The 20,227-nt window shown below is 54.4% G+C and carries 19 protein-coding genes; 4 read left to right on the forward strand and 15 right to left on the reverse strand.

Going from position 1 to position 20,227, the window contains the following annotated elements:
* Positions 1 to 8: 8 nt before the first annotated feature.
* The 4 genes from metE to F7D08_RS05750 form a co-directional block, all read right to left on the reverse strand.
* Positions 9 to 2,312 carry a 5-methyltetrahydropteroyltriglutamate--homocysteine S-methyltransferase gene (gene metE / locus F7D08_RS05735; RefSeq protein ID WP_152209702.1) on the reverse strand — a complete coding sequence of 768 codons (2,304 nt, stop codon included), beginning with the start codon at positions 2,310 to 2,312 and terminating at the stop codon, positions 9 to 11.
* A gap of 115 nt (positions 2,313 to 2,427) precedes the next feature.
* A complete protein-coding gene (locus F7D08_RS05740; protein ID WP_152209703.1) occupies positions 2,428 to 2,985 on the reverse strand; it encodes a SixA phosphatase family protein in 558 nt (185 codons plus the stop codon).
* A 145-nt stretch (positions 2,986 to 3,130) separates the two neighbouring features.
* The gene (locus F7D08_RS05745) at positions 3,131 to 4,249 is read right to left on the reverse strand and encodes a tRNA (adenine-N1)-methyltransferase (protein ID WP_152209704.1); all 1,119 of its coding nucleotides are present in this window, start codon (positions 4,247 to 4,249) and stop codon (positions 3,131 to 3,133) included.
* 129 nt (positions 4,250 to 4,378) lie between these two features.
* Positions 4,379 to 6,514 (reverse strand): DUF2075 domain-containing protein, encoded by a 2,136-nt coding sequence (locus F7D08_RS05750; protein ID WP_226803394.1) that lies wholly within the window; start codon positions 6,512 to 6,514, stop codon positions 4,379 to 4,381.
* 58 nt (positions 6,515 to 6,572) lie between these two features.
* Between F7D08_RS05750 and F7D08_RS05755 the strand changes: the two genes are divergently transcribed.
* Complete coding sequence (locus tag F7D08_RS05755; RefSeq protein ID WP_152209705.1) at positions 6,573 to 6,938, forward strand: nucleotide pyrophosphohydrolase; 366 nt, start codon at positions 6,573 to 6,575, stop codon at positions 6,936 to 6,938.
* An 80-nt stretch (positions 6,939 to 7,018) separates the two neighbouring features.
* Entirely contained in the window at positions 7,019 to 7,630 is a 612-nt protein-coding gene (locus tag F7D08_RS05760) for an alpha/beta hydrolase (protein WP_152209706.1), read from the forward strand.
* A 254-nt stretch (positions 7,631 to 7,884) separates the two neighbouring features.
* On the opposite strand, the gene tenA is transcribed toward F7D08_RS05760, so the two are convergent.
* A complete protein-coding gene (gene tenA / locus F7D08_RS05765) occupies positions 7,885 to 8,622 on the reverse strand; it encodes a thiaminase II (protein WP_193316206.1) in 738 nt (245 codons plus the stop codon).
* 319 nt (positions 8,623 to 8,941) lie between these two features.
* On the opposite strand from tenA, the gene F7D08_RS05770 reads away from it, so the two are divergent.
* On the forward strand, positions 8,942 to 9,790 hold the full coding sequence (locus F7D08_RS05770; RefSeq protein ID WP_152209745.1) for an aldo/keto reductase: 849 nt from the start codon (positions 8,942 to 8,944) through the stop codon (positions 9,788 to 9,790).
* A 165-nt stretch (positions 9,791 to 9,955) separates the two neighbouring features.
* On the forward strand, positions 9,956 to 10,807 hold the full coding sequence (locus tag F7D08_RS05775) for an SDR family NAD(P)-dependent oxidoreductase (RefSeq protein ID WP_152209707.1): 852 nt from the start codon (positions 9,956 to 9,958) through the stop codon (positions 10,805 to 10,807).
* Positions 10,808 to 10,821: 14 nt separating this feature from the next.
* Here F7D08_RS05775 and F7D08_RS05780 read toward each other — a convergent pair whose 3' ends face one another.
* From F7D08_RS05780 to F7D08_RS05825, 10 genes are all read right to left on the reverse strand, one after another.
* Positions 10,822 to 11,025 carry a hypothetical protein gene (locus F7D08_RS05780; RefSeq protein WP_152209708.1) on the reverse strand — a complete coding sequence of 68 codons (204 nt, stop codon included), beginning with the start codon at positions 11,023 to 11,025 and terminating at the stop codon, positions 10,822 to 10,824.
* Between the two features lie 39 nt (positions 11,026 to 11,064).
* Positions 11,065 to 11,895 carry a nitrilase-related carbon-nitrogen hydrolase gene (locus F7D08_RS05785; RefSeq protein ID WP_152209709.1) on the reverse strand — a complete coding sequence of 277 codons (831 nt, stop codon included), beginning with the start codon at positions 11,893 to 11,895 and terminating at the stop codon, positions 11,065 to 11,067.
* 11 nt (positions 11,896 to 11,906) lie between these two features.
* A complete protein-coding gene (locus tag F7D08_RS05790; protein ID WP_152209710.1) occupies positions 11,907 to 12,902 on the reverse strand; it encodes a hypothetical protein in 996 nt (331 codons plus the stop codon).
* A 24-nt stretch (positions 12,903 to 12,926) separates the two neighbouring features.
* A complete protein-coding gene (locus tag F7D08_RS05795; RefSeq protein ID WP_152209711.1) occupies positions 12,927 to 13,829 on the reverse strand; it encodes a tellurite resistance TerB family protein in 903 nt (300 codons plus the stop codon).
* A gap of 18 nt (positions 13,830 to 13,847) precedes the next feature.
* On the reverse strand, positions 13,848 to 15,458 hold the full coding sequence (locus F7D08_RS05800) for a hypothetical protein (protein WP_152209712.1): 1,611 nt from the start codon (positions 15,456 to 15,458) through the stop codon (positions 13,848 to 13,850).
* Positions 15,459 to 15,592: 134 nt separating this feature from the next.
* Positions 15,593 to 16,438: an HAD family hydrolase gene (locus F7D08_RS05805; RefSeq protein WP_193316210.1), complete on the reverse strand. Its 846-nt coding sequence runs from the start codon at positions 16,436 to 16,438 to the stop codon at positions 15,593 to 15,595.
* Positions 16,439 to 16,493: 55 nt separating this feature from the next.
* A complete protein-coding gene (locus F7D08_RS05810) occupies positions 16,494 to 17,456 on the reverse strand; it encodes a hypothetical protein (protein ID WP_152209714.1) in 963 nt (320 codons plus the stop codon).
* 100 nt (positions 17,457 to 17,556) lie between these two features.
* On the reverse strand, positions 17,557 to 18,405 hold the full coding sequence (locus F7D08_RS05815) for an ABC transporter ATP-binding protein (protein ID WP_152209715.1): 849 nt from the start codon (positions 18,403 to 18,405) through the stop codon (positions 17,557 to 17,559).
* 129 nt (positions 18,406 to 18,534) lie between these two features.
* Positions 18,535 to 19,785 (reverse strand): glycogen synthase, encoded by a 1,251-nt coding sequence (gene glgA / locus F7D08_RS05820; RefSeq protein WP_152209716.1) that lies wholly within the window; start codon positions 19,783 to 19,785, stop codon positions 18,535 to 18,537.
* Between the two features lie 196 nt (positions 19,786 to 19,981).
* A complete protein-coding gene (locus F7D08_RS05825) occupies positions 19,982 to 20,227 on the reverse strand; it encodes a hypothetical protein (protein ID WP_152209717.1) in 246 nt (81 codons plus the stop codon).

The following is a 20,227-nucleotide window of genomic DNA, read 5'->3' on the forward strand; positions in this document are numbered from 1 at the left end:
AGGCATTACTACTTGGCGAGCTTGGCGCGGACTGCCTTGGCGGCGGCGACCAGATGCTCGAGGCTCGGCCAGGTTTCGGCGTTGCCACGGGTCTTCAGACCGCAGTCCGGGTTGATCCACACCTTGTTGACATCCATCTTGTCGAGGATCTCGTAGATACGATCCTCGATTTCCTTCTCGGACGGGATACGCGGAGAGTGGATATCGTAGACGCCCGGGCCGGCTTCGGTTTCGAAGTGAGCGTCGTGGATGGCGTCGAGCACCACCAGATCGCCACGGGAGGCTTCGAAGGAAATCACGTCGGCATCCATCGCGTCAATGTCGCGAATGATGTCGTTGAACTCGGAGTAGCACATATGGGTGTGGATCTGAGTGGTGGGCTTCACTGCGGAGTGCACCAGGCGGAAGGCCGGCACTGCCCAGTCAAGGTACTTGACGTGCCAATCGGACTTCCTGAGCGGCAGCTTCTCACGCAAAGCGGCCTCATCGATCTGGATGACCTTGATGCCTGCGGCTTCGAGATCGAGCACTTCGTCGCGAATGGCGAGGGCCAGCTGCTTGGTCTGCTCTTCGTGGGTGATGTCCTCGCGCGGCCAGGACCAGTTGAGGATGGTCACCGGGCCGGTGAGCATGCCCTTCATCACATGGTTGGTGCGGGACTGTGCGTATGCGGACCATTCTACGGTGATCGGCTTGGCGCGGGAGACGTCTCCCCAGACGATCGGAGGCTTCACGCAGCGGGTGCCGTAGGACTGCACCCAGGCGTTCTTGGTGAACAGGAAGCCGTTGAGGTTCTGGCCGAAGTATTCGACCATGTCGTTGCGCTCGAATTCGCCGTGGACCAGCACGTCGAGGCCGATTTCCTCCTGATGCTTGATGCAGGCGTCGATCTGGGCCTTAATGAACTCGTCATAGGCTTCCTTGGTGATTTCGCCCTTGCGGAACTTGGCACGCTCGGCACGCACTTCCTTGGTCTGCGGGAAGGAGCCGATGGTGGTGGTAGGCAGCGGCGGCAGGCCGAGGGCTTCGCGCTGCAGCTTCTGACGCTCCTCACGGGCGGGCTGACGTACGAAGTCATCGGCGGTCAGGCCGGCGACGCGCTTGGCGACGGCCGGGTCGGCGGCGACGCGGGTGCCGTCGAACAGTGCCTGGTTGGCGGCGAGAGCTTCGGATGCCTTCTTCTCGTCTTCGGTGGCGTCAGCGAGCACGGCGACTTCCTTGAGTTCGTCGAGCTTTTCGACGGCGAAGGCGAAGTGCTTCAGGTCTTCGGCCGGAATGCCGGTTTCACCTTCGGTGCTGAACGGCACGTGCAGCAGTGAGGATGCGGTGGAGACGGCCACGTTCGGCGTGACCTGCTTCAGGGCGTCCACGAGACCGAGGGAGGTGGCGTAGTTGTTGCGCCAGATGTTGCGGCCGTTGATCACACCGGCGAAGATGGTGGTGTTGGAGGCCACGCCGTACTTGGCCACGGCTTCGAGGTTCTCCTCACGGCCTTCGTTCAGGTCCAGGCCGATGCCGTCGAAACCGAGCAGGTTGACGGTCTCGTACACGTCGGCGATGTGGCCGAAGTAGGTGTTGAGCAGCACCTTGACACCGGCCTTGGCGGCCAGAATCTTGGTGTACAGGGTCTTGAAGAGCTCCACGTCGCCCGGCTCCTTGTCGAGCACGAGGTATGGTTCGTCAAGCTGCAGCCATTCGGCGCCCAGCTCGTTGAACTTGGTGAGCACTTCGGCGTAGACGGCGGCCACGGCGTTGACGAGGCCCTTGTCGTATTCGAGTTCGGTGGCCTGGTCGGTGCGGGCGAGCTTCAGGAAGGTGTACGGGCCGATGAGCACCGGCTTGGTGAGAATACCAAGTGCCTTGGCCTCGTTGAACTCGTCGAACGGCTTGGTGGAGTTGAGCTTGATCTCCTCGCCAGGCTCGATTTCAGGCACCAGATAGTGATAGTTGGTAGTGAACCACTTCTTCATCGGCAGGGCGGTCACATCGCCCTTCTCGCCCTGATAGCCACGGGCCATGGCGAAGAGCGTGTCCTCCTGGTTTTCGAAGGCGAGACGCTCATAACGCTTCGGAATCACGTTGAGGAGAATGGCGGTGTCCAACATCTGATCGTAGTAGCTGAAGTCGTTGCTTGGAATCAGATCGATGCCAGCAGCCTGCTGCAGCTTCCAGTGCTTGGCGCGCAGCTCAGCGGCGGTGGCCTTGACGGCGTCAAGGTCGTTGGCGCCCTTCCAGTAGCCTTCGATGATCTTCTTCAGTTCACGGTTCTGGCCAATACGCGGGAAACCGGAGACGGAAGTCAGAGTGGACATGAATCCTCCAATGTATGCGTTCGTAACCCGACTTAGGCTACCAAAACATCACAGATTCACACTCATAAGAACACTTTGAGTGTCGTTATAGGGCGAACTTATAGCCGTCAGGGACTCAGTCAAAATCCTTGACGTTGATTACGGCAAGCAGCTCGCCGCTATGAACCTGCCACTCATCGAACGGCTTATCAGAACCGAAAATAACAATGGAAGCCGGCGAAAGCCCCAGATTCAGCAAGTCAAGGCGCTCCGCATCGGAATCCGCGGAGGCGATCCATTGCGATGCGATGGACACCGTAGGCTCGTGACCAACAATCATGAACACACGCTGCTTGGGCTTCACGTGAGCCAGCTCGTCGAAGACGGCCTGCACTCCTCCGTCATACAGATTGATGCGATAGTCCACTATGGGATCGTCACCGAAAATCTTGAGCATGCGATCCAAGGTCTGTCGTGTGCGGGTAGCAGCTGAGCAGGAAATCTGGTCAGGCTTCAATCCGATTGCCTCGATGCCTTTGCCTACGATTTTGGCTTGCTTGAGACCCTTTTCGGTCAGCTCGCGTTCAAGGTCATCCTTGCCGCCGAACGGTTCGGCCTTGGCATGCCTCATGATGATGAGAATGTGCTTGTATTTCTTGGCCGCTTTGGCTACTTTGCTCAGCTTGATGCCCACTTCGAGGCTTCCTTTCTTCAAGGTTTGCACAGCTCACATCGGACTATATGAACATATGAATACTTCATTATAGTCCATTGTGAGCGTTCACATAACCATCGGAAACGCCTTATGCAGTACGGAGTCGGCTGATTCCCCGGTATTCTCAGGATTCCTGAGGATTCTCAGATTCTTCGGATTGTTCTGACGCGCCTATGACACCCAGCTCGCCTAATTCGCCAACTTGACGGCCCAAATCACGCAACACCTTACGCAGTTTATGGTCGGAGATGTCGCGCAGCTCCAGTTCCTCCAGACGCGCCTCGCGCTGCTCCTCGGTCAGCTCATCCACGTCAGTCACGGTGTCTTTGGAATAGCGTTCGCGCTTCTTCAGCGCGGCAAAGCCCGGTGCCATTGCACGCGAGATCACCAGGAAACCGGTGTGGCCAATCATCTGATGATCCGGGCGCACGGCCAACCCTTGCGCCTTCCAGGTGCGCTCAAGCGTCTCCTGAATCTGCGGCTCGGTCCAGCAGCCAGCAGCACGTAGGGCCTCAGCCAAACGACTCATCTGCGTGGTGGTGGTCACGTAGCAGACCAGCACGCCGCCGGGCGCGATCACGCGATACGCCTGTTCAAGACGGTTCCACGGGTCAAGCATGTCAAGCATGATGCGATCGAACCAGTGCTCGGGAAGCTCAGCGGCCACAGAGTCGAAGTCGCCGGTCAGTAATCGCCACCAAGCCGGTTTTTCACCGTAATACAGCGTGGCGTTGGCTTCGGCCACGCGTGCGAATTCGGAGCGCAGTTCAATGGTGGTCAGATGGCCGGACTCCCCCACCGCATCCAGCAGATTCAAGCTCATGGCGCCCGAGCCAGCACCGGATTCCAGCACACGCAATCCGGAGCGAATATCGCCGAGCTGAATCACCTGGGCGATGTCTTTCGGATACATGATCTGCGCGCCGCGCGGCATGGAAAGCACATAGTCTGCCAGGCGCGGACGCATCGCCGCATATTCCCAGCCACCGATGGCGCGCGAAGACTTCCACGGCTTGTTCTTGTCTTTCTCCGGATAAACCTGGTTGACCTGCGCCTCACGCTTGGCATGCACGGTGGTGATCACGGTGCCTTCCACTGCACCGATCACATCGTCGTGCAGAATCAGCCCATGTTCGGTTTGCGTGGAGCCACCCGGCACCAGCTGGTCGGTGATCTTCTTGCCCTTGCGGTCGGTGAACTGCACCTTCTCGCCCGCAACAAACGCTCCACGCCTGGGATTCATGGACTCTCCTTATGTGTCCCGTTAGTCAAACGTAACAAGTCTAATGCATGTTGCCGCAGCGAAGGCTCTAATAGCAAAGTTCACCGACGACTGCAAACAATAAACCGACAGCGAGGAACTATGCCATTATCAATGACTCTTTTCGTAGCATTCCTCCAGGCGATGCCGTAGTCCCTCGTCGACAGCAAATAAGTAAAGACCATGAACGCCACGTTTAAGTAGCACATTCAATTCATGCTGTAGGTTTTTCTTGGTGAAGTCTGTATCTAAATCTCTACGCTTGTTAGTAGCCAAATAATTATGACTTGCCTGCCCATCAAAGATAATTTGCCCATCACGATATTTGACTGAAGGACCAATAATCACACCGGCATAATTCAAATCGAAGCCTTGAATGGTGAACGTGGAACCAATTTCGTCAATGGTGTAGTCTTTTCCAGCCCAAGATAAATTCTTATCAATGGATCTCGGATTAGGATCATCCAGTTGATAATTCCAAGGTTTGCAGAAGCGACAAGTGCTCACATCCCCAGGGATATAACCCTCTTCATCGTCTTCCGCAAGTCCCATATGCCAATGTCCTGAACTGTCACAATGCATCGAAACATTCCAAAACCCATGTGGATCGCCATCATTTCTGGAAGCGGAATACTTCCAATCGTATGTGGCAAGTACACGAGATAGACCAGCTCCATTCCATCCGCCGGCAGGCTTTCGGGACTTCTCCGCTATTGCGTTGAAGAGCTCAATAGGCGAATCAAATACCTTGATTTCATACGGTTGCCGGCACGGCTTTCCGTTAGTGTTCAGTGGGACCCGGTCCTGAGGGATCGGTTCGATACCCTCGCCTGCAGCAAACCGGTCAATCCACTGAACGACCTCTTCACTAGCATCAATACGGAATTGCCGAGCAAGACGAATATGAGATACGTCGACAGACATGGGAGGGAGACCATCCTCTTCCCCTAAATTGACGGTATCAGACTTACTGATTCTTCCGGTATTGTCATTATCCAAATCAGCATTAGGAAACAATCTTTGAAGTACAGCCGAATGCCACTGCTGACGAGATTGAAGAATCTGTTCCGGATCGAATACCGCAATGACTATACGTGCGCGTCTTAAGATATCGTAGAGCTGGTTTTTACCTGAATAACCTTGTGTACCCTGCGTGGTCAGTAAATGCGCTTCATCAATGAGTACGATGTCGGCTCTGCCTTTCGGCCTATCGGGAAAGCCTCTGCCACGGCCATTCGTCTCACTAAACCTGTTGATGAATTGGCTGGGTAACATCACCACTTCATCAGGCTTCTTTTGTAGTCCAAGCTTCAGAGCAATCTGATTGTACACATGAACTTGTTCTTTGTGATTCACCAAAATGTATGCGGAAAGTTCGTTAACCTGCAGGCGATTCAGATCAGACTGTTCCTCATCCTCGGAATAGGTAGCACCCTGAATCCCAATTTCCGTGGCAATACGATAGAAGAGATGACTTAGTAAAACGGTTTTTCCTGTACCGGCAGCACCTTGAACGAAAATCAATTGAGGGTTAACCGTTAGACCAACAGTGTCCCTATCCTTTTCAACCAGCATTTCGAGTTGCGCAAGAATGGCTTCTTCAGCATCAAGCTGCTGAGGACTCAGCCGATGAAATGGCGAAGCCTTGAACAGTGCAGAATCACGAATGATTTCTTCAGCTGGGAACAACTCGGGATCATCGCGATGCAGTCCTAGCCATATCTTTGAAAATATCGCGTCAAAATAATCTGACGTGTAATACAAACCTTGTGCGTTTGTACGTCGATTATTGAGTTTCTTGACCGATTCGGTGCTTGACATGTAATGCATGAGACGATTCTCGACATCCAAGGTCAGGGATTTGTTGAACATTGGATGAGAAATCACATATTGTTTGAAAGCGTCAGCATTTTTGTCGACTGCTTCTTTCACAGCTCGCCAATCATCTCGCCTGTTTGCATCACCTTTGAGGTGCTCTGACGTTCGATGCCTTATATCGTTCGTTTCACCAACATATGCCGTATATTCGTTTTTAGCGGAATAGCGGTTCCTAGTTCCGGAATACACGATATAGACCGTGGGATACGACAAAAGATACAGCATGGTATTTTCCAGCTCAGAATCTTTAGCGGCTTTGCTGGCACCATTGCCCTTTTCAGCCTCACTCAATGCCTTCTCGAAATCTGCTTTTCCGTATTTTCCATACGGCAAATTCACGATGATAGGCTCCATGCGTTCAATAGACATAACTATATTATGCCTACTATTTCATCCATCCAGGTCAACACCTTCTAGAATGACAACCATGATTAGCGACAGCACGATTCAAGCAATACGCGATTTCACCGAGGAACGAGGATGGGCGCAATTCCATTCGCCCGCCAACCTAGCAAAATCCATCAGCATTGAGGCTGCGGAATTACTCGAATGCTATCAGTGGGTGCCTGAGGCACCTGCTGCAGAAACCGGACGCGCTCAAGAAGAGCTAGCGGACGTACTCACGTACTGCATCATGATGGCCGACGCACTTGAAGTAGATTTAGACGACATTATCATGCACAAATTAGCAAAGACTAAACGCAAATATCCGGTGACGGCTGTTCGAGATAATTTCGAAGAGTATGAGGCCAGACATCTCGAGGCACGCAAACTGCATGGCAATGCGAAATAGCATATAAAAATGCCTCTGCACTCTGTCTAACGTACAAAGATTGTTCAGGATAACCTGTCAAGAAACAAGAGGTGACCAATATGCGGCTTACGATGGTTAGCGATTTTGATGCGAACGGCAAGGGTCCGCTGTTTTTGATGTTCCACGGGTATGGGAATGACGAAAGCGAGATGGTGCGCATTCTCGACGCGGTGTACGCGAGCACGGGCGAAGCGCCTGATTATCTGTCGTTCCGTGGCACGTACTCGAGGCCGTACATGGGCGGGAATTACTGGTATCCGGATGGATGCGGCGTGGAGGAACGGCAACGCGAATGCGCGGCTGTTGGCGAAGCAGTGGTTTCCTTGTTGAATGCGGGGGCGTTCGCCCATCGCAAGAAGATTCTGATTGGCTTCTCACAGGGCGGCTATCTTTCCTATCGCCTCGTGCAGGCGTACCTGAATCTGTTCGATGCAGCCATCTTGCTCAGTCCATCATTCAAAGGCGAGGAAGGTGCGCAATTGAACTCACCCACCCGACTCTTCCTCGCATATGGATCTTTAGACCGTACCATTCCACTTCCCGACCAGCACAATGCTCGCGCAGTGTTGGAATCTGCCGGCTATCTGACGTACCACGAATACCCGGGCATGGGTCACGCCATCTGCGATGAGGAAATCGCTGATATTCAGGACTTCGTAAGTCAGCTATAACCTCGGGGCTAGAGGTATCTCCCTTGCGAGGGGTACATCCAAGTGCTTACGGATATCTATCTGCTTTGCAAGAGGTATTTCAACTGCGAAACATGGAGTATCGACATTGGAATAACGTCATTCCTATATGAAGTTTTGATATATATGTACCCCTCGCAAAGCAGATAGACACCTGAAGTTCAGCCAATGTACCCCTTACAAGGCAGATGCATGCTTGCAACTCTGCAATCAGGAGTAACGAGAGCTTGAGGTCTCTAGCGCACATCCCATTCAGGCTTCCAGGAGTATTGCATGTCGTAGGCGGAGGCCCAGAACATGTATTCGTTCTCCACGCCGACCACGAAGATGTCCACGAGCTCCCGCTTGTGTTCCTCGCTCAGGCCTTCAACCAGCTCCTCGATATGTTCGAGCAGCCAAACGGAGGAGCTCCAGAACTCCTCGGTCTTGTACATGTCGACCCAGCTCTTGTATGGATTGCCTTCGAGCGTATCGGCGAATTCGGCGGCCAGACGCTGACCGTAGTCGGCATACACCCATGCGCAAGGCAGCACGGCCACCAACACGTCCACCAGAGAGCCGCCGTAGGCGATGGAGAGAATGTTCGACGTGTAGGCGCGGGCGAACGCGGATTGGCGCACATGATTCATCTCTTCCTCGGTGACGCCAAAGCTTGCCATGTACTTGCGGTGCATGGCGGATTCCACGTTGAAAATCGCGTTCTGCACGTTGGCCATGAACTGCATGACCTCGGGATCCTGCGTCTTGGTGAGCGCGAGCGCGTGCACCTTGGCGTAATCCTTCAGGTAGCGGTAATCCTGCAGCAGGTAGAACGCGAACTTCTCACGAGCCAGCGTACCGTTGCCGAGTTCACGCAGGAACGGCTGCTTGTAACCCTCCTCCCATACGAGGTCGGCGGCCTTGCGCAGACGCTGGGCGAACGGCGGCAGATGGTCGAGCGTGATTGGGCCGAACTGGGCGGCATCGAATGCCATAATTGCTCCCTTCGATGGTGTTGACCAACAGGTTCCAAGGGTCAGGCATCGTGCCTTTCTCAACCCGGTTTTACACTCACTACGCGTTCATGCGTTCCGCGCATGCGCGCGCTTCGCAAGTCTGCCGAGTTCCCCTGCAACGGCCTTATTATACGGGTTTTCAGCCATTTGCAACAGCCCGTCCACAGCCCGCGAAATACGCTGATCCACAAGTGCACCTCACTATAGTGAGCATTGTGAGGTAGGCGATGTTGTCTATGCCGATTTCACGCAATTCAACGACGCCGCATACAAGCACAACAAAGGAGTGGGTATGGCATTGATGGAACCGCCGGCGATTCCGGTTCGCAAGGCACATGATGGTTTGGAGCTTCCGGCCATCGGTTTCGGCACGTATAAGGTCAATGGTTTCGCGGGCGCAGAGGCCATCAAGTCCGCACTTCAGGTCGGCTACCGACTGATTGATTCCGCGTTCAACTATGAGAATGAGGGTATCGTCGGCAAGGCGATTCGCGAGTCCGAGGTGCCGCGCGAGGACATCATCGTGGCCTCGAAGCTGCCAGGTCGCCATCATCAGTATGATCAGGCTCGAGTGACTATTGAGGAATCCGTGGCCCGCATGGGTCTGGACTACATCGACCTGTATCTGATTCACTGGCCGAACCCGTCTCAGGGCCAGTTCGTGGAGGCTTGGCAGGCGTTGGTCGACGCTCAAAAGCAAGGCATTGTGAAGCATATTGGTGTGAGTAATTTCCTGCCCGGTCATATTGATTTGTTGATTCGCGCCACCGGTGTGACTCCGGCGGTGAATCAAGTCGAATTGCATCCGTTCTTCCAGCAGAACGAACAGCGTGCCTACGATGACGCGCATGGCATCATCACCGAGGCATGGAGCCCGCTCGGCCGCGCCAACCAGATGCTCAAGGATCCGACCATCGTGCGCATCGCCGAGAAGCATGGCGTCTCCCCTGTGGCCGCGATTCTACGCTGGCACCTGCAGCTGGGTGACGTGGCCATTCCGAAGTCGATGCATGCCGATCGTCAGCGCGCCAACCTGGATTTGACTGGTTTCGAGCTGGACGAACAGGACATGCAGGACATCGCCGCCATGGACAATCCGGAAGGCTACACTTTCGGCCAAAACCCGCATTGGCACGAGGAAGACTGATTTTTCTGCGGTGATCGCGGGTACTCCATGAATCTCGCAATCACGCAAATGTTAACTTCCTGAACTTTTTACGCGAGCCTATCGCAGATAACCCAATTGTCTGTGATAGGCTCGCCCTGTTGATGGCAACAATGACGCCGCCACCGAACAGAACGGAGAACTATTATGACCGATGCTTCAGTATTCGATCAGTATCCCCTCGATCAATGGAAAGACCCATCTCACAACATCATGGACCGCTTCTCGCTTGCCGGCAAGAAGGGCTTCGTAACCGGAGGCGCAGGTGGGCTTGGCCGCAATGTTGCCGCAGCCTGGGCCGAAGCCGGTGCCGATGTGGCGATCGTCGACCTGCCGCGCACCAAGGAGACGCTTGAGCCGCTTGCCCAGGAGCTCTCCGAACGTTATGGCGTGAAGGTCGTGCCGTTGTACTGCGATGTTTCCGATAAAGCGCAGGTCGACGCGCTGAAGACTTCACTGGTTGATGCACTTGGCACAGTGGATGTGGCGTTCATCAACGCCGGCGTGAACGTGCCCGGCGATGACGCCGACGAACCGTATGAGATCTGGCAGAAGACCATCGACATCAATCTGACCGGTGCTTATCTGACCGCGCAGATCGCACAGCACATCATGCGCGAACACAATCATGGCGGCTCGCTGGTCTTCACGTCGTCACTATCCGCGCATAATGCGAACTTCATCGCCGGAGGCCCATCGCCGGTGGCGGCATATGGCGCCTCCAAGGCCGGCATCTACGAATACGCACGCTACCTGGCCGCCGCTCTGGCTCCATATGGCATTCGTTCAAACGCCATCTCCCCCGGTTATGTGTGGTCCGGCATTTTCGAAGGCCGCATCGTTCCCGAAGCCCACGATATGATGACCGCTCCCGTGCCGATGCGTCGCTTCGGCACCAATGAGGAAATCGCCTCGGCCGTACTGTTCCTCGCCAGCGACGCGTCCTCGTATGTGACCGGCACGAATCTGCAGGTCGACGGCGGCTACTCCGTGTACTAAGCCGTGTCAGGATTTCAACTCCCCTGCCGGCTGATGCCGCCTTTATGACCGGTCGCTTTGAATGGCTGTGCATGCCGCATCGATGTATGCGATGCGGCATGCACAGCCATTTTGTTTGTGTGCCCATTACCGCCATTCATATGACTAGCGCCGTTTTTTGTTTGTCCTTTGACCGTAATGTTCTTAGCCGCCAACGCCTTCATCCATCGCTCATCCATGCACGCACCTCCTTGTCGTTCCATCGTTCAATAAACCGTCTACCGTAGTTGCGGGTCAGCGAAACGGCGATTGCTGAGGACCGGCAGCGTTCGCCGTGCCGTATCGACAGCATTGTGGTCAAGGTTGGCGGTGATGAGTTCCGACCTATCATCTCCAGCTTCGGCGAGGACTTCGCCAAGTGGGCTGATGATACGGCTACAACCGATGTTGCGGCTGCCGACTTCACTGCAGGCCAGCACATAGCAGGTGTTCTCCATCGCCCGCGCAGCAGTCATCAGTTTCCAGTGATACTCTTTGAGCGAACCGCGCACCCATGCTGCTGACACCACTATTACATCAGCTCCGCGCACTGCCAGGGAGCGTGCAGTTTCGGGGAAACGCACGTCGTAGCAGGTCATGACGCCAACCTTCCAGCCATCGATATCGACGATGGGCGGTAGTTCCATGCCGGACTTGACCACGGCGGATTCCTTGGCCGAGAACGCATCGTACAAGTGCAGTTTGCGGTAGGTCGCCACGATTTCGCCGCCGCGGATGACCAGAAACACGTTGGAGACTCGCGAATCCTCAGCACCTTCTGGTGGAGCTACATGAACAGTGCCCATCAACGTGATGCCGCGTTTGGCGCTGATGGTTTTGAGTCCGGAAACGAACGGTCCATCGAGGGGCTGCGCATGCGCGGCCGCAAACGCATCATCATCGCCATCGCGCGCGATCAGTCCTTCGGGCAGCAACAGCAGGCGCGCGCCTTTGGCCGCGGCATCGCGCGCGAATCCATCGATAATCTCGAGGCTCCGTTCCGGCTCACGCGCCACGGTGAACTGTGCGATGGCAGCGGATAGCCCGATAGCTTGTGAATCGCCGCGCATTGGTCCTCCTGTTACTTGTCCAGCTCCTTTTGCACAAGAGCTGCGGACTCCTTGGTCAACGACCCGTTTTCAGATAACAACGGCGTGTCCAATACCGCTTTGATCGAGGCAGCGGTGGAGGCTGCCGCCGCTACCGTATTTCTGCTCCCAAGCGTGAATTGCGAGTAGTCGGTGCCCTCGGTATCGATGATGTGTTCCAGCTCATAGATCAGTGGAAGGAATTTCGCATCCAATCGAGCCAACAACGCATAGAACATGGAGCTACGCCGACGTATGGCGACGCATTGATCGATTCCCGCCATCATCTCCTCACAGTATTGGTCGGTTTTGGCCGACTGTGTTTTGGCTTCTTCGAGATTCTGGCCGCCTTTGGCCCCGACGATGGCTCCCATCACCAGTAGAGCAGGCCCGGCGACCAATCCTCCCAAAACGGCAGCTCCCCCGGCCATGCCCATGCCGCCGGCCGCCAAGGAACCACCGCCGAAGAACGCAAGCGTGGCATTGGAGGCCGCAGCACCGCTCAATGCGCTGATTGCGGTCCCGGTGGATGCCGTAGCGAACGTGGTGGCTGCACTGTACGCGCCGAATGCGGTAAGCGCTCCACTGGCGATTCCCGTGACTCCGCCCTGCATAAGCGATGACGCCATGTTGCCCATGGATTCAAGCTCTTCAAAAGCCGCCTTGTCGATGCGGAGCTTTTCCAGTTCGTCCAAGCCTTCGGATGGCGTGAAATCTACGTTCTTCAGTTGGCCAAAGGCGTCAAGGAAACGCCTGATATTCCCATCGAGCACAATGATCTTCTCTTTGCCGAGCGCATTGAGCGATTGCGAGCATTGCTCGCGAAGCTGTTCGAGACGGTTGGCGGCCCATCGAATACGATTATTGGAATTGTCGTTCAGACGGTCGGCTTTGAACTGATCCAAACCGCCCTTGGCGCCCATGCCAAGCCCAGCGACACCACCGACGGCGGCGAGTCCCATGAACAACGGTGCAATGAAAACTGGCATACTACCCATCCTCCTCGTTGAGTTTCAGCGCTTGCCGCCGAATAATCCGCCGACGAAACCTTTAACCGCATTGGCTGCATCCTCGGCCTGTTTTTGTGCCTCCCTTGCTGCATTGCTGGCTTGCTTTCGCACCTCATCACCGACCGGGTTCAACGCATCGCCAACCGATTTCACAGCGGAGTTCACAGCATTACCGGCCTGTGCCACGCCGGGAACATTGGCAACGGCTTGTTTCACCGTATCCGCGGCATCCTGCATGCCCTGCTGTACCTGTCCGATCACTGGAGTCACCGCTTGGTCAACGTTCTCCTTGGCGAGGTCGAACACGTCCTTATGCACGGTAATGGCCGCAGGCGCCTTCGGAACCATTTCATCCGCCACCAGCTGAGTCGCCGCCAGCCGGATCGTCTCTTCACGCTCGCGGAGAGCCTCCACCACAGGCTGCACTTCGGCATAGGGACGATCCGATGACGTGATCCACGTCAGTTCCTCCCGTACCGATTGGGCGGCATTCATCAGATGCTCCATCTCGGGATAGATGGAACGCTCCTTGATAACCGTTCTGGCGATATGGCGAACCAGCTTTCTCTCGGCTTGGTCATAATGCCCATCCGCGTACGCCACCGACAGCATATCCCACAACAGGAGTCTGGATGACACCCCATCCCCGGATTCGGCGCGTTTCGAGACAGCCTCGTCAACCCCTTCGACGATCACGTCATATCGGTCATCATCCTTATCGGCATACTGCGATAAGTAACCGGCACAGGAGTCCACCAGTTGCTCGGCGTAGTCATGGAAATGCTCGTTGTCCAATTCCTCGCCGATATGGTTGAACAGTTCCATCTCATCCGCGGTGACTGAACCGTCCACGGCCATCAAATAATAGAATGCCCGCAAAGCGGCCTTGCGCTGAATGGTGGTCATTGCTTCTCCTCACTTTTCCTAGAGAACAAAGTCCTCGCCGGAGCCCATCATGTCATCGAACTCTTGCTGGGTGCGGAATCTCGGCCGGTATCCCAAAGCCTCTTGTATGGAAGCATTGGCTGTCAGATACCCGTTGATATCGTTGGCAAGAATCGCGGCATCCATGGCGTCGAAGGCAGCATTGAACGTTTTCGTCTTATCAGCCAGATACGTATCAACTGCGGTATTGAAGTCACTACGATACCGGCGTATCAGCTCCACGGCTTCAGCGCATTCCTGCTCCACGCGGATACGCTCTTCTTTCGCCAATTCGTATTCACGCAATGCCGTTGCCAGCTCTTCATATACGGCGATGGCGGCGGTATAGCCAAGCATGCTGCCCAACATGCCGGCGGCGATGGCTGCGGCACCGGTGACTCCAGCTGCGCTGACCGCGGATGTTGCGACAGCGGTGCCCATGACCGCGCCTAATTGCCCAAGACCCTGCTGCCCCATCTGTTCAATGCACTGAGCTGCGGTCAACTCGCCGCGGCAATACCCGGCAATGGCTTTCGACACGTCCACGGTTGTGGAGACCAGAGTTGCCGCCACATTGGTCTTGGACAGACTTCGCACGTATCCGTTCGAAGCATTCTGCATGGCGCCTTTGATTGCGGTGCCCGAAAATGCAGTGGCATAGCTGAACGCTGCAGCTGTAGCTGTATCCGCTCCCACGCGCTTCGCTGCCTCTTGCGGTTCGATAGTGCCATTGACGCAACCAACCAGATTACGAACCAGCGAGGTCCCACCACCAATCAACGCACCGGTTTTCGCCTGTGCCATACCGGCACGATGCGCCAACTTGGTCACGTCCTTCGCGGCAGTGAGCTTCGGGTGCATGACCGCTTGCTCGGCTTCGCGCTTGGTCAGGCCGCTTTTACGAAGGCTTTTCTTAATAGTGTGGAGCTTATCGATTTCCTGCTGGACGCGTTCAGAGGATTCTTTCGTGAGCTTGCCGGAATCCAGTTTGCGTTGCATGCTGTGGATTTGGGTGTCGATGCCGTCAGGACCATCACCCATGAGCACGTCATAATAATCATCTGGAATATCCATGATGACACCGCAATCACGGTACTTTGCGTACTCTTTGCTTTTCAAAGCCTTCAGTAGAGCTCTGGAATCGCTACCCACGAATTTCATCTGAGATTGCGAGCCGCCCAGAATCTCGCCGAAAGCATCAACCTCAACGATGTCGACAATCGGATCGTTGGCCTTACCCTTCACTGCGTCGTATCGCTTGAAACGTTCCGATTCACCATTGATAATGCGGTCGGCATTTCTACGCGCGGTCGACTCGACTTCCGCGCTAAAACCGGCGAGCTGCTTCACACCCTGCCTGCCAGCCATCTCAGCGTTGACTTTCAGGCTATTGTGCGGCACTGGTTTGCCGCCGACGCTGGCTGCTTCATGATCCGTACCGCTATACGCCACAAGATGCTCTTTCACGGCGGAACCGAAACGCTGCACCGTTTCCGCGGCGGCCCCTTCCAAGGCCTTTTGCACCATAGCTTTTTGCGCAGTTCGGCGTTGCTGCTCATGTTCCGGTTCATGATTCACGCGTGAGGCGTCATCGTCGAATTCCGCGACCATTGCATGCTCCTTCCACGCGATAATAAAGCCATAATCAGGCCTCGCCACGACGCATTGCGTTACTGGCTACGTTGGTTCCCATAATAACGTGACCTGCCCATGCCACCACTCCCCTCAATGGTGCCGCGTAGCAGTCACACCAAGCCAAGTGCGCGGAAGGCGTTGGCGAGACCGTTGTTGTGGATGTCGGTGGTCTGCAAGTCGCAGAACTTCTCGATGCCATGAATCGCATTGCCCATCGCCACGGACGTGCCGGCGGCCTTCAACATCGCGGTGTCATTGTCCGAGTCACCGATGGCAATGGTGTCGGCGATGGTATAGCCAAGCGCATCAGCCACATCACGCACGGCCGTACCCTTATCAATGCCGTTAATCAGCAACTCGCCATTGTTCGGAGAAATCTTGTCGTACGAACCATGCACGGTCTCAAACCAAGGAGATAAATCTCGTTTGGTTTGTTCAAAAGTCACGTCTGGGTTGGGACCGGTGAAGTACGAGCCTTTGCTGACCTTGATGGTCTGGCCCAGCGTGGAACCAAATGGCACTTCGACTTCGTCCAGAAGATGCCAGAACTTCGCGAATTCACCGCGGTTGAACGCTTTGCCCTTGGATTCCAAATGGCGGCGGTAGCCTTCGGAGATGTACATGCCGTCCGCGCCCTGCCACTGGTAGCTTTCAATGTGATGCAGCTTGAAGTATTCCATCGCCGCATCCACGGCCGCAGCCGGCACCAGATGCTGGAACAGCAGCGTATCGCCGACATTCGCCTGCGCGCCCGCTACGGACACCACACCGTCGAAGCCCAAGTCCAGAATGCTGCGTTCGATTTTCGGCATGGAGCGACCGGTGCAGATGAACAGCTTATGCCCGTTGCGCTGAGCCTCATGACAGGCTTCTTGCGCGGATTCGGGCACCACGTGGTTCTCATCCGCCAAAGTCCCATCGATATCAATGAAAACGAGTTTGCATGCAGTCATTATCCATCTTTCACAAAAATGAAATATATCAATTAATATTGTCTACAACTATTATAGATTAATTTAATCTAAGCAAATTAGCACTATCAAGAATTTCTTTAATCTCAAGAATAGAGCCAACATAACTATATGAAGAATTATATCTACAAATAGCATAAACCAAATTTACTCGAGGAACATCTGCAGTTCCATACAATATTTCAGAAGCTTTGAAAATACTCTCTTCATCACTTAACGGAACCGAAGATTTAACCTGAGCAATGCCAACAGTAAGCTGAGCCCCAGGTAAATTAACCAAAACATTCTCAATTTTTCTTATGTACCACGGTCTATTCAAATCTTCATATATAAGAATTGCCATCAACAAAGATAAGGAAGCATTATTCTTACTTGCGGCATGTCTGACAAAAATATAATATTTTGAGTATAACCGTGAAAAACATTTCTTAATGAGTCTTTCTTTTCTTTCCACCGCAGAAAGGGACTCAAATTCCTTATGATTATCGTTTCGGAGCAATTCAAAGAACGCGACAAGAATCAAAGCCGACGATAGCGTTCCCCAAATATTGTCAATAAAAGCTTCGATATCGGAAGGAGCAAATACAGAATAATCATAAAAAACTGAAATATACACTATAAGAGAGGAAAAACAAATGCATCCAGCAATGCAGTATATATTTATAAGACGCTCTCCAAATGTAAAAGCCTTTATTATATTAATAACATATGTACATGCTATAAATAGCAGGGTAGAAATCAATACAGCAACAAAACGCAAATAAATATTATAGTGGACTGAACACAATATAGACGTTTCCGCAAAAGTTACAATACAAACTGGAGTAAATCTCAAAAGATTAAACCGGAAAAACCCACTACCTTCACCAGAAGCAATCGCCTCTATTGTATAGTAGGAATTCAGAGTCGGTCTTTCGTCTCTCCTCTTAATTAATAGGGAAAAACCCAGCATCGCAGTAAATGCAATTATCACAGTGCACACATAAATAATATCTATGGTCATACTACTCCCCAACCTACAATTGCAAATGACAATCATATACGACTGAGGAGCAGCGGCATAAATTACCTATACGTCCAATTGCGAAGTTGTTCCTACTAATTCACACTGCGTAGGCGGACCAGCGGCCGTGGCTGTGTTCGACTTCGATGGGCATGCCGAACAGGTCGGAGAGTCGCGCGTCAGTCAGGCCTTCCTCCAGCGGACCGGAATAGACGATGGTTCCTGCGGATGGGTTGCCCATCGCATCGATGCCATCATTGGTGGCATCTTCTGCAGATACCGGCTTGCGGCCCATGATGGCGATATGGTCGAAACCGTCGGGAATCTCCTCCAGACGATGGGTCACCAGCACTACCGCACGATCGGAGCTTTCCTCACCAATACGGCTCAACGTACGCATCACCTGCTCGCGCCCGCCCAGATCAAGGCCGGTGGTCGGCTCGTCCATAATCAATAGTTCCGGGTCGCCCATCAGCGCACGGGCAATCAGTACGCGCGTGCGTTCGCCTTCGGACAGGCGCCACATCTGCTTGCCTTCCAAGTAGCCCACGCGGAAGTCATGCAGCAGCTGGCGGGCTCGTGCATATTCAGCTTCGGTGTAGGTGTCCTGCCAACGGCCAGTTACTGCGGAAAGACCGGTGACCACGGCATCCAGCGGATCTTCGAAATCCGGAAATTGACGACCCAAGTCGGCGGAGGCGAGACCGATGCGCGTACGAAGTTTAAACACATCGTATTTGCCGAGCTGATGGCCGAGGATGAATACACGGCCTTCCGAGGGGAAAGTACGTGTGGCGAGCATGCCCACCGCCGTTGATTTGCCAATGCCGTTCGGCCCGAACAGCACCCACCGTTCCCCTGCCTTAACGGTCAGGTTCACATCGGTGATGATCACGCGGCGATTGCGGCGGAATTCAACGTTGTCGAGTTGCAGAACGGTGGTAGGCATAGTGAACATTCCTGAAATACATGGTAACTGTAATAACACGTAGAGGGAGAGGCTCGTCTGTGGGCGATGTCTCTCCCTCCGTCACGCTTCGCGTGCCACCTCCCTCATCAGAGGGAGGCTGAGTTCAGGTTACTTCTTCTGTTCGTCGAGGACGGACTGGTAGACCTTGACGGTTTCGTCGGCGATGGATTCCCAGCTGAATACGTCGCGGGCGCGCTCGTAGCCGGCCTGACCCATCTTCTTACGAAGCTCCGGATCGGCCATGATCTTGTTGATGGCATCGGCCATATCGTGCACGAACTTGTCCGGGTTGGTCGGGGTGCCGGTGCCATCGTGCAGCTGGTCGATCGGTACCAGGAAGCCGGTCTCACCATCCACCACAACCTCAGGAATGCCACCGGTAGCGGAGGCCACCACGGGCAGGCCGCAAGCCATGGCCTCAAGGTTCACAATGCCCAGCGGCTCGTAGATGGACGGGCAGATGAAGGCATCGCAGCCGTGTTCCAGAGCGGACAGCTCGTTCTTCGGCAGCATCTCCTCAATCCAAACGATGTTGCCGCGCTCCTTGTCGAGCTCGGCGAACGAGGTCTTGACCTCTTCCATAATCTCCGGAGTATCCGGAGCGCCAGCGCACAGCACCACCTGAACATCCGGGTTCACGAAGTGTAGGGCCTTCAAAAGGTACGGCAGACCCTTCTGGCGGGTGATACGGCCCACGAACAACAGGGTCGGCTTGGAACGGTCGATGTTGTAACGCTCGAAGACCTTCCAGCCCGAATCATCGTCGGCCGGAGTGGCGAATTCGGACATGGTGATGCCGTTGTATACCACGACCACCTTGTCCGGGTCGAGGCTCGGGTAGGCGGCGAGAATGTCCTTCTTCATGCCGCCGGAGACTGCAATCACGCGGTCGGCATGCTCATAGGCGTCCTTCTCAGCCCAGGAGCTCAGGTTGTAGCCACCGCCGAGCTGCTCGCGCTTCCACGGGCGGAACGGCTCGAGCGAATGAGCGGTGATGACCAGCGGAGTGCCGTGCAGCATCTTGGCCAGATAGCCGGCGAGGCAGGCGTACCAAGTGTGTGCGTGGATGATATCGGCATCGACATCATTGGCAATCTGCAGATCAATGCCGAAGGTCTTCAATGCAGGGTTTGCATCAGCAAGCTCGGAAGGAGTACCATAGCCCACAACCTTGAGGCTGCCCTTGGCTTCGGCGGCATTCGGAATCGCAGGAACATCGGCCTCAGTGCGCTTGCCGTCAAAAGCGCGTACGGTCACATCAATGCGTTCAGCCAAAACCTTGGACAGCTCTTCGGCGTGCACGCCAGCACCACCGTAGACGTGCGGCGGGTATTCACGTGTAAGGATGTCAACTTTCATCGGATTAGCTCTCCTTCGTGCATCGAGAAAATCAAGCAGTTCCTACTTTAAAGCACGAGCCCCGCAAAAACGCACAACCTTCAGCGTGCGTTTTGTATTTACCGATCCACTCGTCACTTGCACACCACACAATAGTGCTGATACCACGAAGCCCAATGGATACGAAACTAGACGATGGGCACATCCGCATCCTAAACTATAGACACTCGCACAGGTCTTCAACGAAGGGGTAACATGACCGGGCCACAACCGCACAATCCATATGGGCAAGGACAGCCCAACCAATCCAATCCATATCAGCCCAACCAATATGGTGGACCTTCATATCAAGGAAAACCTCCTCAGCAATCAAACCCATATTTTCAACATTCTCAACCCACCAATCCACAACAGAGTCCGTATCCACAACAGCAATACCCTTACGCCCAGCAAACCAATCCAT

The sequence above is a fragment of the Bifidobacterium cebidarum genome (assembly GCF_009193305.1).
GTDB lineage: Bacteria > Actinomycetota > Actinomycetes > Actinomycetales > Bifidobacteriaceae > Bifidobacterium > Bifidobacterium cebidarum.

Excerpts from the sequence above, each read along its gene's own strand:
- F7D08_RS05755 (WP_152209705.1), top strand. The coding sequence starts at position 6,573 with ATGATTAGCGACAGCACGATTCAAGCAATACGCGATTTCACCGAGGAA.
- F7D08_RS05790 (WP_152209710.1), bottom strand. The coding sequence starts at position 12,902 with ATGCCAGTTTTCATTGCACCGTTGTTCATGGGACTCGCCGCCGTCGGT.
- F7D08_RS05785 (WP_152209709.1), bottom strand. The coding sequence starts at position 11,895 with ATGCGCGGCGATTCACAAGCTATCGGGCTATCCGCTGCCATCGCACAG.
- F7D08_RS05745 (WP_152209704.1), bottom strand. The coding sequence starts at position 4,249 with ATGAATCCCAGGCGTGGAGCGTTTGTTGCGGGCGAGAAGGTGCAGTTC.
- F7D08_RS05810 (WP_152209714.1), bottom strand. The coding sequence starts at position 17,456 with ATGACCATAGATATTATTTATGTGTGCACTGTGATAATTGCATTTACT.
- F7D08_RS05795 (WP_152209711.1), bottom strand. The coding sequence starts at position 13,829 with ATGACCACCATTCAGCGCAAGGCCGCTTTGCGGGCATTCTATTATTTG.
- F7D08_RS05825 (WP_152209717.1), bottom strand. The coding sequence starts at position 20,227 with ATGGATTGGTTTGCTGGGCGTAAGGGTATTGCTGTTGTGGATACGGAC.
- tenA (WP_193316206.1), bottom strand. The coding sequence starts at position 8,622 with ATGGCATTCGATGCCGCCCAGTTCGGCCCAATCACGCTCGACCATCTG.
- F7D08_RS05800 (WP_152209712.1), bottom strand. The coding sequence starts at position 15,458 with ATGGTCGCGGAATTCGACGATGACGCCTCACGCGTGAATCATGAACCG.
- F7D08_RS05815 (WP_152209715.1), bottom strand. The coding sequence starts at position 18,405 with ATGCCTACCACCGTTCTGCAACTCGACAACGTTGAATTCCGCCGCAAT.
- F7D08_RS05775 (WP_152209707.1), top strand. The coding sequence starts at position 9,956 with ATGACCGATGCTTCAGTATTCGATCAGTATCCCCTCGATCAATGGAAA.
- glgA (WP_152209716.1), bottom strand. The coding sequence starts at position 19,785 with ATGAAAGTTGACATCCTTACACGTGAATACCCGCCGCACGTCTACGGT.
- F7D08_RS05750 (WP_226803394.1), bottom strand. The coding sequence starts at position 6,514 with ATGTCTATTGAACGCATGGAGCCTATCATCGTGAATTTGCCGTATGGA.
- F7D08_RS05760 (WP_152209706.1), top strand. The coding sequence starts at position 7,019 with ATGCGGCTTACGATGGTTAGCGATTTTGATGCGAACGGCAAGGGTCCG.
- metE (WP_152209702.1), bottom strand. The coding sequence starts at position 2,312 with ATGTCCACTCTGACTTCCGTCTCCGGTTTCCCGCGTATTGGCCAGAAC.
- F7D08_RS05780 (WP_152209708.1), bottom strand. The coding sequence starts at position 11,025 with ATGGATGAGCGATGGATGAAGGCGTTGGCGGCTAAGAACATTACGGTC.